At 36.0% G+C, this 13,657-nt stretch carries 18 protein-coding genes; 2 read left to right on the forward strand and 16 right to left on the reverse strand.

From position 1 onward, the window contains the following. Nucleotides 1-216 precede the first annotated feature (216 nt). Nucleotides 217-1,080 (forward strand): J domain-containing protein, encoded by an 864-nt coding sequence (locus tag ACHUFV_RS20595; RefSeq protein ID WP_394237411.1) that lies wholly within the window; start codon nucleotides 217-219, stop codon nucleotides 1,078-1,080. A gap of 232 nt (nucleotides 1,081-1,312) precedes the next feature. Here ACHUFV_RS20595 and ACHUFV_RS20600 read toward each other — a convergent pair whose 3' ends face one another. From ACHUFV_RS20600 to ACHUFV_RS20640, 9 genes are all read right to left on the reverse strand, one after another. Then, entirely contained in the window at nucleotides 1,313-1,750 is a 438-nt protein-coding gene (locus ACHUFV_RS20600) for a JAB domain-containing protein (protein ID WP_394237413.1), read from the reverse strand. A gap of 87 nt (nucleotides 1,751-1,837) precedes the next feature. Further along, nucleotides 1,838-2,206 carry a hypothetical protein gene (locus tag ACHUFV_RS20605; RefSeq protein WP_394237414.1) on the reverse strand — a complete coding sequence of 123 codons (369 nt, stop codon included), beginning with the start codon at nucleotides 2,204-2,206 and terminating at the stop codon, nucleotides 1,838-1,840. Nucleotides 2,207-2,224: 18 nt separating this feature from the next. Beyond that, nucleotides 2,225-2,557 (reverse strand): hypothetical protein, encoded by a 333-nt coding sequence (locus ACHUFV_RS20610; protein WP_394237416.1) that lies wholly within the window; start codon nucleotides 2,555-2,557, stop codon nucleotides 2,225-2,227. A gap of 16 nt (nucleotides 2,558-2,573) precedes the next feature. Beyond that, on the reverse strand, nucleotides 2,574-3,269 hold the full coding sequence (locus ACHUFV_RS20615; RefSeq protein ID WP_394237418.1) for a PD-(D/E)XK nuclease family protein: 696 nt from the start codon (nucleotides 3,267-3,269) through the stop codon (nucleotides 2,574-2,576). A 12-nt stretch (nucleotides 3,270-3,281) separates the two neighbouring features. Next, complete coding sequence (locus tag ACHUFV_RS20620) at nucleotides 3,282-3,776, reverse strand: single-stranded DNA-binding protein (RefSeq protein ID WP_394237420.1); 495 nt, start codon at nucleotides 3,774-3,776, stop codon at nucleotides 3,282-3,284. Continuing rightward, entirely contained in the window at nucleotides 3,777-4,490 is a 714-nt protein-coding gene (locus ACHUFV_RS20625) for a CHC2 zinc finger domain-containing protein (protein ID WP_394237422.1), read from the reverse strand. A gap of 11 nt (nucleotides 4,491-4,501) precedes the next feature. Beyond that, the gene (locus tag ACHUFV_RS20630) at nucleotides 4,502-4,825 is read right to left on the reverse strand and encodes a hypothetical protein (protein WP_394237424.1); all 324 of its coding nucleotides are present in this window, start codon (nucleotides 4,823-4,825) and stop codon (nucleotides 4,502-4,504) included. Then, nucleotides 4,818-5,903, reverse strand: a complete 1,086-nt coding sequence (locus ACHUFV_RS20635) for a RecT family recombinase (protein ID WP_394237425.1) — start codon at nucleotides 5,901-5,903, stop codon at nucleotides 4,818-4,820. Before ACHUFV_RS20635 ends, ACHUFV_RS20630 begins: the two co-directional genes overlap by 8 nt. A gap of 105 nt (nucleotides 5,904-6,008) precedes the next feature. Further along, nucleotides 6,009-6,224, reverse strand: coding sequence for a hypothetical protein (locus ACHUFV_RS20640; RefSeq protein WP_394237427.1), 216 nt, complete (start codon nucleotides 6,222-6,224; stop codon nucleotides 6,009-6,011). Between the two features lie 919 nt (nucleotides 6,225-7,143). Between ACHUFV_RS20640 and ACHUFV_RS20645 the strand changes: the two genes are divergently transcribed. Continuing rightward, nucleotides 7,144-7,782: an RsfA family transcriptional regulator gene (locus ACHUFV_RS20645; protein ID WP_394237428.1), complete on the forward strand. Its 639-nt coding sequence runs from the start codon at nucleotides 7,144-7,146 to the stop codon at nucleotides 7,780-7,782. Between the two features lie 497 nt (nucleotides 7,783-8,279). Here ACHUFV_RS20645 and ACHUFV_RS20650 read toward each other — a convergent pair whose 3' ends face one another. The 7 genes from ACHUFV_RS20650 to arsA form a co-directional block, all read right to left on the reverse strand. Beyond that, nucleotides 8,280-9,173 carry an IS200/IS605 family accessory protein TnpB-related protein gene (locus ACHUFV_RS20650; RefSeq protein ID WP_394237430.1) on the reverse strand — a complete coding sequence of 298 codons (894 nt, stop codon included), beginning with the start codon at nucleotides 9,171-9,173 and terminating at the stop codon, nucleotides 8,280-8,282. Between the two features lie 297 nt (nucleotides 9,174-9,470). Next, nucleotides 9,471-9,581 carry a zinc ribbon domain-containing protein gene (locus ACHUFV_RS20655; protein WP_463516479.1) on the reverse strand — a complete coding sequence of 37 codons (111 nt, stop codon included), beginning with the start codon at nucleotides 9,579-9,581 and terminating at the stop codon, nucleotides 9,471-9,473. Between the two features lie 53 nt (nucleotides 9,582-9,634). Then, nucleotides 9,635-10,225 carry an RNA-guided endonuclease InsQ/TnpB family protein gene (locus tag ACHUFV_RS20660; RefSeq protein ID WP_394237432.1) on the reverse strand — a complete coding sequence of 197 codons (591 nt, stop codon included), beginning with the start codon at nucleotides 10,223-10,225 and terminating at the stop codon, nucleotides 9,635-9,637. A gap of 6 nt (nucleotides 10,226-10,231) precedes the next feature. Further along, the gene (locus ACHUFV_RS20665) at nucleotides 10,232-10,699 is read right to left on the reverse strand and encodes a helix-turn-helix domain-containing protein (RefSeq protein ID WP_394237434.1); all 468 of its coding nucleotides are present in this window, start codon (nucleotides 10,697-10,699) and stop codon (nucleotides 10,232-10,234) included. A gap of 433 nt (nucleotides 10,700-11,132) precedes the next feature. Next, on the reverse strand, nucleotides 11,133-11,408 hold the full coding sequence (locus tag ACHUFV_RS20670; RefSeq protein WP_394237435.1) for an iron-sulfur cluster assembly accessory protein: 276 nt from the start codon (nucleotides 11,406-11,408) through the stop codon (nucleotides 11,133-11,135). Between the two features lie 23 nt (nucleotides 11,409-11,431). Next, nucleotides 11,432-11,860: a protein-tyrosine phosphatase family protein gene (locus tag ACHUFV_RS20675; RefSeq protein ID WP_394237437.1), complete on the reverse strand. Its 429-nt coding sequence runs from the start codon at nucleotides 11,858-11,860 to the stop codon at nucleotides 11,432-11,434. 18 nt (nucleotides 11,861-11,878) lie between these two features. Next, nucleotides 11,879-13,645: an arsenical pump-driving ATPase gene (gene arsA, locus ACHUFV_RS20680; protein ID WP_394237439.1), complete on the reverse strand. Its 1,767-nt coding sequence runs from the start codon at nucleotides 13,643-13,645 to the stop codon at nucleotides 11,879-11,881. Between the last annotated feature and the right edge of the window lie 12 nt (nucleotides 13,646-13,657).

Below are 13,657 nucleotides of genomic sequence, written 5' to 3' on the forward strand. Positions count from 1 at the left end.
CTTGTTTCAGGAAAACGCCCATTACATTAATTATCAGTCTTTATTTTAAAAAATCGGACTTTGTTTAAATAATCAATCTTTTTTATAAAAATACACTAAAAACAATCTTTTTTATTTCCATAGTCGACTATTAAATTATTATTAGATAATTAGTTCAGCTATTTATTATAAGGTAAAATAAATGTTGAGGAACCTATTTTATGGAGGGTTAATTCAATGGATTCATTTGTTAATTATTATGATATTTTGGGAGTCAAGTCGTCTGCTACAATGGAAGAAATTAAAAAGGCCTATAGAAAAAGGTCGAAAGAAACCCATCCAGATAGAAAGGGTGGAAGCTCTGCGTTATTTATATTGGTTCAAGAAGCATATGAAGTTCTTTCGGACGAACATAAAAGAGTCGAGTATGATTTATATTTGGAAGAATACATAAAAACTCATAGTTTGATGAAGACTGCCGCATACTCGGATCGTAAATTTACTGGCCCCCTCCCTAAAATGAAAAATAAAAGTTTGAGAAGAAACATAATAGCAACTTTATGTTCTATCGTCCTGTTAATTGTCATTGCCTTTGGGGTATTGAAATACCAATCTGATATTCAAGAAATCAAAGAATTAAAGAAACAGATTTCTACCATCCAAAAAGAGAATGAATCAGTTGCAGAAATAGATACTTCTTCAGATGAGCAAGCTCCTGACATTTATAGTGTTAAACAACCTATTAAAGAATCCGCATCAGAAACAGTATATTATAAAGCAAATGCTGATCCGTCATTCATTGCGTTCTATGAGGATATCAAACCGGTTTACGACACCTTAATAGAGGAGTTTAACAAAGTGGAAAACAGGGATTTTAAAGAAACCCAAGTTTTATTGAATACTGCGGAAGAACTGAGGGTGTTAGTCAGCAATCATATTCTTAATGGTCAATATGAATATGCTAGGTTTGGAATGGTAGAGGGTTTAGAAAAATTAATTTCCGATATATCTGTAAACAGTCCACCCTATGAGCTACTTAACGATATGGGAGACATTCAGTTAAATTATCGTGACATATTATCAGTTACACTCGAACAATGAAACACCCCTTTAGATCATATCTAAAGGGGTAGAACATCGCGTTTTTATAAAGATCGTAACTTTATTCTAAATCCACAACACAACAATATTAAATTAAAAATTGGTGATATAAATAGACTCTTCCAATCAATACAGAGCACATTGAAACTCTTGTTCAGTAATTATCTATCTTGAAATTCAAAAAGACTCTACCTGCAAATAAAACTAATGCAGATAGAGCTTTCTCTAACTCTTAAATATGTCCCTTTTCTTTCAAGCTAAGAAACTTACTTCCTCCAATAATTAAATGATCTAAAACGGCAATATCGAGCATCTTCCCAACCTCTGCTAGACGAGCAGTAACATTAATGTCCTCACGAGAAGGTGACGGATCCATTGAGGGATGTTGATGACAAACGATGATAGAAGCTGCATTATTCAGTATTGCTGCTTTAAATACGTCAGCCGGTCTTACTAAGCTTGCATTAAGTGAGCCTACGTGTGCACGATGAACAGCAACTACTTTATTTTTGGTGTTTAAACACATCACAAAAAAGACCTCTCTATCATCATCTCCAATGAATTTCCTTGCTATTTGAGCACCATCCTCAGGTGTCCTTACAATATTTTTATCCGCTGTTTCTTCCATAACTACTTGTCTAATTCGTTGTACTTCATAAATGGTTTCCATAAAATATCCCTCCCTTTTGATTTTTAAATAACTTTCAAATAAAAAAGGGAAGCTGCCAAAAACAGCAGTTTCCCTCTGATTGGTTTTCTATTTTTTCTTTGAAGCAAACCGTTTGATCACTTTCTTTTCACCATATTGCTTCAAGATATCATCATTCCAGCCCAGCTTATCCAATGAACGTTTAGAAAGACTAATCATTTCCCAGGGATTGTATCCGTCTAATGCAATCATGGTCATGATCTCTTTCAACTTATCTCCAGGAAAATTCCAAGATATACTTTCATTGAAATCCCAAACCTGATCTTTGGTTTCAACTGAACCATTCTTCTCCACGTAGACTTTCAATTGGTTTTTAAGTTCCTTAGCCACTGCTTCAATCCTGACAATTTCATCTGCCATTGCTACAGCTTCTGCTTGGGTCATTGGTTTCTCTATCACTGAAGTATTTTTAATCATTATTCTTCTCTCCCTTTTTTAGTTCATAAATTGAACAGGTATTTTTTCCGATTCCTCGAATGAACCAGTTTCAAAGATTGACAATGCAGAAAGAATGTCATAATTCCCCCTTTTAATATTTGCTAATAAGGAATACAACACCAAATCATGCAATTGAAAGTTTTGATTAAGTGATATCAAATAGAAATTGCCGGAATCCTGCAGATTACTCCGTTTAAAAATCAACCGATATTCTGCTTGATTACAATTTGATTTGATAATAATCTCCGATCTAATAGTTCGAGCTTTTAAGAAACCTGTCTTCCATCTTTTAACGACTTGAAAAATCTCTCTCAAAGGTAAGATTTCCATAGTAACTCCCCTCAAACTAAATTTTATTATCTCGGAAACAGTACAATACAAAGGGACAATGCCCACATGCACCGGAAGGCGTATAAGAGAAAATCTCATTTACCTTCTCTGGCATGATGTCCAGCAGCACTAATTTAGATTTGATTTCTTCTGCCAGACGCAACGCCCATATTTTTGCTTGTTCCATTTCTAATGGACTAAAGAAATACTTCCTTTCCTGCTTGTACCGCAAGAAATAAATACTACCTTCTATCCATTCTTTCTTCTGGATTTTTGATAAAGCCCATGCATACAAGCCAACTTGGTGGTTACCAAGTATGTCATAGGTTTTCCGATTTGTTTTCCAATCCACGAGTCTCCCATCTTGTACAAGGTCAATATAACCCTGTAATTGAGGTGAATTTGGTGAATCGGAAAGAGGACAACGAAAATAAACTTCTGTTTCCCCCATGTTTTTAACAACAGGTGCATTTTCTACTAACTTAAAAATCTCTTTAAAAGAGACTTCCCGGTGAAAATCACACGCAGCATAACCATCTAGAATGGCATTTTTATAATCAGACCCTTTGATCAAGGACTCAATCGACTGATGGACTGCTTTACCAAGTGCCAGCGGTGCTGTCACACACTCTGGTAAACCCAAAATGTATTTATAATAGAATCGTAGTGGACATGTTTCATAAAGGTTCAATCGACTGTATGAAAATAGCATAAGACATCATCCTTAAAACGGAAGATCACCCTCACTAACACCGACTGGTTCACCTTGTCCACCGAATGGATTGGATGAATAACCAGCTCCATTACCATTCGGATTAAATTGATTTCTATTTTCGTATGGATTAGATGGTATACTGCTACCGTCAGTGCCGTTTTGACTATTATTTTGAGCATTGTTGTTTGGTGTGCTTAAAAATCGCACATTATCACAAACAACTTCCGTCATATATACTCGTTTTCCATCTCTTCCATAAAAATTAGAGGTTTGAATACGGCCTGTTACAGCTACTTGAGTGCCTTTTTGGCAATAGTTAGCCACATTTTCAGCAGTTTTTTTCCATACGACACAATTAATGAAATCAGCTTCTCTTTTACCGGAATCCTTGTCTTTAAATAGACGTTCCACTGCGAGGGTGAACCTAGTGATGGCTACTCCATTTTGGGAATATCTCATCTCAGGCTCTTTTGTCATCCGTCCAATCAGGTTTATATTATTCAATTAGATCCTCTCCTTTTTTGTTTTCAGTTCAAGCGCGGCGATTAAATTATCGATATTCTCGTAGAAAGGGTGTTTTCGATTGCATACAGATGCAATGAATTCTTCCCCTTCTAGTTCTTCCACGCATCTTTCAGCACTAGATAATTTTTTAATAGCCTTATCCAATAAAGAGATATTCAACTCTTTTTCATCTTTCTCGATTTGCTTCACAGTCTGCTGGAATTTCCCCGAAAGAAGTCCGATATACAGCTGCTGATATGCAAAATCCTGTTTATACTCCACGAAATTAAGCCATTTTTGGTACACATAGTTCCTAAAATGCTTATACATTTCAACGTCATATTCCCGATTTTTAATCCAGTCAATCTTTTCATAACCGATCATTTTTAATTGACTTCGTGTCAACCTCTCTGCCGGATGCTTTTGATAATTGAATCCATTGCTTTCCCGTAACTGTTCAATAACTTCCTGTTCAGATTTATTCTCTAGAAAAGAAATCAGTCTCAATACACCACCGGATTCCTGGCATGACCAGCACTTAAATACATTCTTACCCTCATTAATGGATAAGAAGTATTTTCGGGATTTGTTCGCATCCGCATGGCAAAAAGGGCACTTGAAACGTGTTTCTTTCTTACCAATGGTTTTGCGATCTGCTTCCAAATTGTACTGTTCTGCTACACCGAGAATATTCGGAAGAATGGTTGTTTGCATTTTTACCTCTCCTAAGAGTATTTAAGGTCTGAAAGACAAGGGATAGGAATTGAATTCATGCCCTTATGAATCTCAGCCCTTTTTTGAACTATCTTGTATTGGAGAAAACGTTGCTTCCAATAAATCATCAAGAGATACAATGCTTTTTTGACGTACGGACAATTTCTATGACCATACACTCTGCATAAAAAGCATGTATGCTGCACAATTGCCAAATCATCCTTCTCCATCGATTTTCCACATAAAACTAATTCGTGACCTCCATGAATTGAAGGGAATACTACTGTGAGTGTTCCGAAAAGTTCTAGTGTTGCAATCGGCTTGATATCAGGCATGTGCAGTCACCCCTTTCAGAAAATGGAATCCGTTTTCTTCAACGATTTCTATATTGACCACATCCCCTTGCTTTAGGGTTTTGGCCATTGCAACGTGATCTTCTCCTTTGGCCAGCAGCATTAGCTTTTGCCCACTGTTTTTAATGATGAATACTTTGGCAAACGGAATTCCAGAATTACTTGTTCCGATGTCCACTCTATCAATCTCAACTTCTTCCCCATTCACCTTCTGTGCAGTTGGTTGATATGGTTGTTCAGACTGACCACTTTCAGTTTGAGATTGTTGATATCGTGCAATTGGAAATTCCCTAATTTCCCCATGTTTATCATTTAAAACACTTTCCCCTTGATTTTTATGATTGGCAACGTTATTTGAATTTTTTACTCCAGTTTCTGTTTCTTCCTGTTTAGAAATTTGTTTTGAAGTTACCTGCTGTTGTACATGGTCTACTGGTTGCTTAGGTGGATCTTGCATATCTATTTGGACAGTGATATTGTGATCCAATCCCATTTCTTCCTCAGTTGTAAGACCTCCAACAATAGGAAATTGCCGTTTTAGTGCAAAAACTTCAGCAACCTTTTCAATCATGGCAGTAGGATATTGATCCCAAATATAAGACCTACCATTTTGTGATTTTGCATTTGCACTAAAATATTCTGCAAAGTCCGCCCAGCAAGCAAATGGTCTGTATTGTTTGTGATACAGAACTGCATATGCGCCAATGATCCTTCCTCTTTTTTGACCAAACTTATGAATGACTGAGCCTTCTGCAGGAAGGAATTCAAAATGATCCCCCTCGCGAACAACATTAGAAATCGGTGGCCCTACATAATTCTCATCACGTACTGCCACACGCATTAACCCATCACGAGTAGTAACAAATGTTGTTCTTGGCCCTTGTTTGGTCTCAAATTTTTGAAAAATGACATCTCCCAATAGAGGATTTAACCCGAGCGTTTCACAGTATGAAACAAAGTGTAACGCTTCTTCAGTTGAACCATTGGCTGGTGCAACGAATCGGTTAAAGATCAAACTTTTTTCCTCTTGTGTAAATGTGATTACCTTTTCTTTAGTCATATAAAATCTCTCCTTTTTGGTTTTTAATAAGAATTAAAAAATAAAAAAAGAAACTCGAATCCGATACAAGAATTGTCCGGAACAAGTTTCTTTCTTAATTTTTAATCAGCTATTATTAATTTTTATTTGGAGCTCCTTCTCTTTGAAATCCAACTCCCTCTCTCTCAACGCGAGTTCTCTTTGTCGAAACATCAATTCATCAGCTTTGAGTTGAATCAATATTTCATTATCCTTATGCAAATTTTTCAGAGCCTTGACCAATTCAGGAACTGTCCATTCAAAAAAATTCCTTCCCAACATTGTTTCATGTAGATTTGGCATACTATCTACTCCTTTCAAATGGTTTTTTTATATAAAAAAAGACAATCGTATCCCATGTAAAATTACATAGAAAAACAATTGTCTTTTTATACATCTATCGAAATTTTTAATTTCAAACGTTATTTAGGGAAAAATACATACTTCACCTAGGAGATTTTCAATAATAAAAAAGGGTTTTTGTGACAGATTTACTGCCGCACTTATCCAATAAGGATCAAGAGCATGTACGAGGTTAATGCCAAGCTTTTCAAGACGTTTTTCACTAAAGAAAGAACGAATGGAATCTGATGGCTACTTCTAAGGATATGAAGTATAAATAGTTGTAAAATATAAATTAATTATAACCAAAGTCAAAATCCCTTTCAAGAAATGAATTTAGAATAGTTAGAAAAGTTCTGAAAAGGTCTAAGAAAAAAGGATGTCAACTTGGCATTCACCTTTAAGGATCACAGTCAACTGTTTTTATTCATTTTATTTATCTCATTCAAATTTAACAATTTCTCCTTTGATATTAAAATAAACTAATAATATCATTCTATGTTGATATTAAACTAGAAATTGGTTCTTCTATTTATATGAATCCAACATCTGTAACTCTTTCCCCAGATCGTACTGTTTTGACAGTTCAACACACAACATATGAGCTAGCTTGAAAAGCCGACACGATTTGGGTTGACGGTGAAGTTTCGGTCGAATTTAATTACATGAACTAATTCTTTCAAAAGGGGGCTGTTCAATACGTCCCTAAATAGGAGCAGGATGGAAAACGATCAGTTTTTCCATCCTGCCGTTTTGTATAAATGAAAAATAACTTAAATTTATAAAGTTCAAGCAATCACTAAAATCTAAGATGATGTCAGTCTATCTTTTCTAGTAGAAGCATATGTATGAATAAAAAACACTAGGAGGGATTTTTCAAATGTCAAATACACGACAGGATTCTTGGACACAAGATGAGGATTTGCTTCTTGCTGAGGTTGTACTTCGTAATATTCGTGAAGGTGGGACGCAGCTTCAAGCTTTCGAGGAGGTTGGAAAAAAACTGTCTAGAACAGCCGCGGCATGTGGGTTTCGCTGGAATTCATCCATTAGAAAACAGTATAAATCCGATATTGAACTTGCAAAAAAACAACGTAAAGATGCCAAGAGAAGTCCTATCGTTAAAAATGATGTCAGCGTTCCGGAAATGGAATCTTCCTTTGACCCTCCTGTAAAGACAGAAGAAACATCCCTGTCAATTGTTAAGGAAATACCATTTGAAGATTTAATAGACTATTTGAACAAACTGTATGATCGAGCGCAAAATTCAACCAGCTATCAAGAAAGTCTTTCGATATATGAAGAAAAAATGAAAAAGCTTGAACGGAAAATACAAGATATAACATCAGAAAATAATCGCTTATCAAAGGAATTATATGCAATGGAGCATGATTATAAAGCGTTGATTGAAATTATGGAAAGAGCCCGAAAAATGGTTGTTTTAAAAGAAGAAGAATTTGCACAGAAGGTTCCCTTTCAAATGGATAAAAACAGGAATTTGGAAAAACTCGATAAATAAAAAAACAAGTGGTCAATGACCTTGAAATAAGCTTAAGACAGTCTTTACTAAATTCTTTTCACTCCTCTGTAAATTTCTTATTAAGCTCACTTTGGTAACTAAAAAAGACACATTCCTTATACAAAAATCGGATCATTATCCATACATAAGATAAGGGGCGCTTTTAATCTAATAGCATTATAGTCATTTTTACTCAAAAAAAGGCAATAACTCATTGTTATTACCGTTCGAAAATAAGTAGAACTAAGTATAAGCCCACTTAACGCAAGGGCAAGAACGATAGACCCCTTACGGTTCGCATGAGAGAATTTCACTCTCACATCAAAGGTGTAAAGCTACATCGCACAGATATCCAAGGACAACTGAGGACCAGTATCACTGCCTTGATGGGGAATCCAATACCTACTAGGTCTTGCGGCGTTGCATGTAAATCAACGATTTCATGGGCATGCTTTCTTCCTTACAGGTTCAACATGGCATTGCCACCGTACATGCAACTAGATTCGATTCAATAAATAAATTTTATTGTTAAAACTATATTTCTTCCACTGCTTACAAATCTCTTTCCACTGACTCAATCGGTCCATTTTTAAGATGGAGTCTTTCTTGTTCTTATTTAAAATGTGGTGTTGCGGAATCTTTTCTGTCCTTTTGAAGTTTAAACATCTTCTTCCAATTACGAGAGCTGCACTCTCATGTGAACTAATCCCGTACTTCTTCATAAATTTATGATGTCCAATTTGACTCGTATAGGCAGGATTTACTGAAATCAACTCAATACCCGCCATTTCACATTTGCACTGCAGCATTGATTGATAAGTTGAGTAAGCAAAACCACTTAACATTTTTGCTAAGTTAGATGCCATCAGCTTTAAACTTTGCTTTTTCTTTTTGAAATCTAAGTTTTCAAACCCAATTGGCTTTGCCTTTTCCACCGCATATTGGATGACCACTTTTAAAGCTTCGCTGAGGCTTTGTTTTGTTTGTTCACTTGTGCAATGAGTAGACTTATAGGGAACATCCTGCAAAAATATATCCAATGGCTTTAAATACTGAATCTGCTCTGTGACAATAATCATTCGGTCAGTAAATGATTTCCACTTCAATAACATTTGTAAATCCTTTGTATCTCCACGAGTACAGTAAACATATAAAAGATTTCCGTTGAGTTCCAATGCTCCTGTAAATGGCTTAGGAGCTATACTAATGATTGCTTTTTGATGTTTTAGCAAATCAAATAGCCGAAAGAACATAAACCTGTTTAAAACATCCTCAATTCGATACTCCACCCAATAATTTGAAACAAATCCCGAAACAATTTTCTCTGCACTGGTCGGCCCAAGCGTATAGAATGGGATGTCTTGTCCATTTTTCCTAATGAAATGTTTCATGACCAGATTAAAGCTTTCCATGCGTCTTATTGCGGTTTCTTTAGCTTAAATATCTGTTGCAACTGATTCCCTTCAATGAACCTCTCACGACTAAAGTAGCGAGTTTCTAACAGACCTACGGACTGAAAGGATTCGACTGTTTGACCTAAAGCTAGCCACGAAATTCCTGCTTCACAAAGAACGGCATCCCATTACGAACGTCTTACACTCCCTCCATTGTCCAAAAGCTCGACAAACAGCACACATGATGCTGACAGGCACACCCCACAGTTCCTGCGGTAAAAGGTAAAAATAGATTTATGCACTTGCTTGAGGATTTCGCAGTAAGCGAATACCTTCTTCTTTGATATTGTTCGCTGCGTTCACATCACGGTCGTGTTCCTCACCACATTTTGGGCATACCCAAATACGGTCAGAAAGAGATAATAAAGTATCTTCTCCTTACAACCATTACTTTGCTTCTAAGAAGCAAAGAAATGGTCAACGGGAACTACTTTTTTATTTTCCCAAGCAACTTTATACGTAACATATGTAACAAAAGTTGCCCAAGTCACATCCGCAATACTGCGTGCTAACTTTTTATTTTTAATCATACCTTTTACATTTAAATCTTCCAACACGATCACTTGGTTTTCGTTTACGAGTTTTCTAGATTGTTGATGTAAAAAGTCCTTGCGCGTATTCGCAATTTTTAAGTGAAGTTTCGCAATCTTTTGTTGTAGCTTTTTATAATTAGAAGAACCTTTCTTCTTGTTTTTCAACCCACGTTGTAATTTTGCCAATTTATATAAATAACTCTTAAGAGACTTAGGATTATCGATTTTATTACCATTAGAATCGATTAAAAAGTGGCTTAATCCAAGGTCACAACCAATGATTTTATCTGAAGGAATGGTGGTCCAATCGATTTCATTATGCAACGGAACGACTTCTTCCACTTTTAATGAAATATGCGTTTGACCACTACTATGAATAGAAATAGTAGCTCCTTTGATTTTACCTTTCACTCCGTTGTCTTTAAATAACTCTCGTTGCTTTTTAGAAAATTTCACTTTTACTCAACCTAATTTAGGTAATTGAATTTGCTGATTTTCAATATCCAATTTAATGTTTCCATTGGTTTCTTTTGTTGAATAACTTTGTTTAGACTTGTGTTTTGATTTGAACGTAGGATATCCATTTTGGCCTTTAAAAAATCGGTCAAATGCATCATCTACATGTTCCATTGCGCATTCCAAGGCAAACTTATCAGGTGATTTTAACCATTTAAATTCAGGATGGTATTTCAAACCAACGAATGCCGATTTAAACTCACCATAGTTTAATGTTAAGCCGGTTTCACGATAAACTTCTTGTTTTTCATTTAAGTAAAAATTATAAGTAAAGCGAGCACAACCAACGGACTGTACAATTAATTCGTGTTGTTTGGGTGTTGTTATGGCACGGACTTTGATACCATAGAGATGCAATTTTAAACCATCTTTAGCTAATTCTTTGTTACGTTGTTCTACTGTTTTTCTCACCATAACGAACACCTCCTTTACTTAATAGTTTTATTTTACCAAATAGAACTGATGTTTGCCATTAGATAGCGCTTTTACCTTGAAAAATACATATTGTGAACAAAAAAAACACCTGCACACTCACGACTGAAGTCACGAGTGTGCAGGTGTTGGTCATCAAATGATTGTGAATTAGCAAGAACATCGTGACATTGCAATTGAAATGACAATATAAATACTAATATGGAAGATAACAACAACCTAGCCATGAGATTATACCCATACCTCCATTTTTAGTTATTGTTATTTTTCTAATCTCTTATTGAATTAAATGCCACGTTAGCGAAAAAGCGACTGTTTTTATTGAACAATCGCCCCCGTTAATTTAAGTACATTTTTTCACAAATAAATGATCATTTTTTGATGTTCCTTTAAAAAACTATCTTGATAATTATTTTTAGCAACAGCTGCTAGCACCAATTAATACCAATCCAGACCCATTTTGGTTTTCTTCTTTATCTAATGTTAATTCCTCAGTACCCGTAACTTGTGAATCGAATGCTACCTTAATTCCGTTAATGGTTTCAATTTTATCAGATTCCTGAGGTGCATCTAAAGTGATCGCAAATTGTGGTCCGCAACAACCTGCCGTAGTAGTAAGACGAATGCCTTCTGCACCTTTTTCAGTTAAAAAGCTTTCTAAAAGCTGTTTAGCTCCATCTGTAATTTTCATTGTATTTCTCTCCCTCATTTTTACTATGCATTTGGATAGATTCTTTTTAACGCTTCTTTCATTTCTGGTTTAACATTAATCTTTGGTCTAGCTGTTTTAGCCATATTTTCTGCTTCTTCAATTGTACCGGCTTCACCTATAGCCAGTAACGTTCCTATTGCAACCGTTCCTGTACGGTTACTACCACCTTGGCAATGAAAGTACACCTTTTTCCCTTCATTATAAGAATTCACCACATGTTCAATGGATTTCTTAACAGATTTATCTTGGCGTTCTGCATCATCCACGATAGGGCTATGAACACGATTATATTTTGATTCCTCTGTTGGTGCCTCTGCTCTTAAATCAAATATAATATCTACTTTTTCATTTCCCATCATCTCTTCTACATCATCCGCACCTCCGATGTAAATACGGTCTTTTACTAATTCCTGATAATTCTTTGTTGGCATGTTTTATCCTCCTACCGATTAACGGATATAATCTTTTAGCTTGTCGTACCCGACTTTTTCCTCAGGTAACCAAGGAATAATGGCACACTTCTCAGCCTTGTTTTCATTTACCTCTTGAATCCATTCCTTTTCAGCCACGGCTTTCCCTTTTAATATAGGATCACTCGTATTTGTGGCAGATAAGCTTTGATTAATGATCCACCACTTTGGATTGATACTGGCACGTCTTAAGTCATCTTGTAATCTTGTCGCTTCTAAGACAGGTGTAGCTTCCGCAAGTGTGACAATCACAACAGCCGTTTCTCTTGGATTTCGAATTTGCGGCAACAGTTTTCTGGCACTTTCCGGTACTTCTCCTGTTGACCTTTCGATTTCTTTACTATAAGATTCTGATGCATCTAACAATAGTAAGGTATGCCCTGTCGGTGCTGTATCAATGACGACAATTTCATTTTCAGATTTAGCTACCACTTCTGCAAAGGCTTGAAAAATGGCAATTTCCTCTGTACAAGGTGATTCTAAATCCTCTTTTAAGTAGGCAAGACTAGCTTCATCTAAGTCCTTACTCGCCTTGGAAAGAACCTCAGCTTTGTATTTTTCAACCTCTTTTTTAGGATTAATGCTGCTAATGGTTAAATTCTGATTAAGGCGCTCATGTTGAAATTGATATTCTAGATGAGCTGCAGGATCTGTTGTGGTTAAATGAACACGATGTCCTTTTTCTACTAGACCAACTGCAATCGCAGATGCAACGGTTGTTTTCCCTACGCCACCCTTACCCATTGTAAAAATCAACTTTGTACCATTATCCGAAAAATCCTCGATGATGGCTTTTAATCCTGGAAGATTTACTGGTTGAATTCCCGTATTCAACTCAATGGTAGAAATCTCATATGGTTTAAATAGCTTTCGAAGATTTTCCACTCCTGTTAAAGAGTATGAAACATACGGTAGCGAGTACGTAGTGGCCCCTTTTAAATTGTCTGGCATTTGCTTTAATGCATCTCTTTGTCGATGATAAAAAGCAGATGAGATTTCATCGTCTTCATGGTGATGCTGAAAAAGACCATTTACAATAAGCATTTGGTTTTTAATCCCAATCTCTTTAAGCTCTTTTGAGGCACGATTTGCTTCTAAAAGGGCTGATACATCCGGTCTGGTTATTATTATAAGTGTTGTTTTAGTTGGATCGGAAAGAGCTGATACTGCACTTGAATAAAGGTCTTTTTTATCGGCCAATCCAGATAACGGTCCTAAACAGGAGGCACCATGCGTACTTTCCTCTAAAAACCCATTCCATGCAGTTGGTAGCTGTAAAAGCCGTAACGTATGACCTGTTGGAGCTGTATCAAAGATAATATGGTCATATTGATTGACAATTTCGCTATTGGTCAGAAAACTTGTAAATTCATCAAATGCAGCTATCTCGACTGTACAAGCACCTGATAATTGTTCTTCCATTGTTGCAACAACTGCTTCTGGAAATTTATCGCGATATGGACCGACAACACTTTCACGATATGCTTTTGCTGAAGACTCCGGATTGATATTACTTGTAAATAAATTTTCAACACTAGGAACAGCTTTTGGTGTGCTGGTTAATTCGATTCCAAACACATCTTGTAGATTCGAGGCAGGATCTGTACTAATCAGTAACACTCTTTTTCCACTATCAGCTAATGCGACTGCTGTTGCACAAGCCGTTGATGTTTTTCCTACCCCACCTTTACCTGTTAAAAATAAAAATTGTGTACCAATATGATTTGGACTGAATGATGGATACATGCTTTTTCCTTC

It is taken from the genome of Niallia oryzisoli (genome assembly GCF_043641075.1).
Classification (GTDB): Bacteria; Bacillota; Bacilli; order Bacillales; family Cytobacillaceae; genus Bacillus_BD; species Bacillus_BD oryzisoli_A.

What these genes read in the sequence shown, in the direction of transcription:
- ACHUFV_RS20595 (WP_394237411.1), top strand. Translation starts at nt 217, where the DNA reads ATGGATTCATTTGTTAATTATTATGATATTTTGGGAGTCAAGTCGTCT.
- ACHUFV_RS20600 (WP_394237413.1), bottom strand. Translation starts at nt 1,750, where the DNA reads ATGGAAACCATTTATGAAGTACAACGAATTAGACAAGTAGTTATGGAA.
- ACHUFV_RS20605 (WP_394237414.1), bottom strand. Translation starts at nt 2,206, where the DNA reads ATGATTAAAAATACTTCAGTGATAGAGAAACCAATGACCCAAGCAGAA.
- ACHUFV_RS20610 (WP_394237416.1), bottom strand. Translation starts at nt 2,557, where the DNA reads ATGGAAATCTTACCTTTGAGAGAGATTTTTCAAGTCGTTAAAAGATGG.
- ACHUFV_RS20615 (WP_394237418.1), bottom strand. Translation starts at nt 3,269, where the DNA reads ATGCTATTTTCATACAGTCGATTGAACCTTTATGAAACATGTCCACTA.
- ACHUFV_RS20625 (WP_394237422.1), bottom strand. Translation starts at nt 4,490, where the DNA reads ATGCAAACAACCATTCTTCCGAATATTCTCGGTGTAGCAGAACAGTAC.
- ACHUFV_RS20630 (WP_394237424.1), bottom strand. Translation starts at nt 4,825, where the DNA reads ATGCCTGATATCAAGCCGATTGCAACACTAGAACTTTTCGGAACACTC.
- ACHUFV_RS20635 (WP_394237425.1), bottom strand. Translation starts at nt 5,903, where the DNA reads ATGACTAAAGAAAAGGTAATCACATTTACACAAGAGGAAAAAAGTTTG.
- ACHUFV_RS20640 (WP_394237427.1), bottom strand. Translation starts at nt 6,224, where the DNA reads ATGCCAAATCTACATGAAACAATGTTGGGAAGGAATTTTTTTGAATGG.
- ACHUFV_RS20645 (WP_394237428.1), top strand. Translation starts at nt 7,144, where the DNA reads ATGTCAAATACACGACAGGATTCTTGGACACAAGATGAGGATTTGCTT.
- ACHUFV_RS20650 (WP_394237430.1), bottom strand. Translation starts at nt 9,173, where the DNA reads ATGAAACATTTCATTAGGAAAAATGGACAAGACATCCCATTCTATACG.
- ACHUFV_RS20665 (WP_394237434.1), bottom strand. Translation starts at nt 10,699, where the DNA reads ATGGTGAGAAAAACAGTAGAACAACGTAACAAAGAATTAGCTAAAGAT.
- ACHUFV_RS20670 (WP_394237435.1), bottom strand. Translation starts at nt 11,408, where the DNA reads ATGAAAATTACAGATGGAGCTAAACAGCTTTTAGAAAGCTTTTTAACT.
- ACHUFV_RS20675 (WP_394237437.1), bottom strand. Translation starts at nt 11,860, where the DNA reads ATGCCAACAAAGAATTATCAGGAATTAGTAAAAGACCGTATTTACATC.
- arsA (WP_394237439.1), bottom strand. Translation starts at nt 13,645, where the DNA reads ATGTATCCATCATTCAGTCCAAATCATATTGGTACACAATTTTTATTT.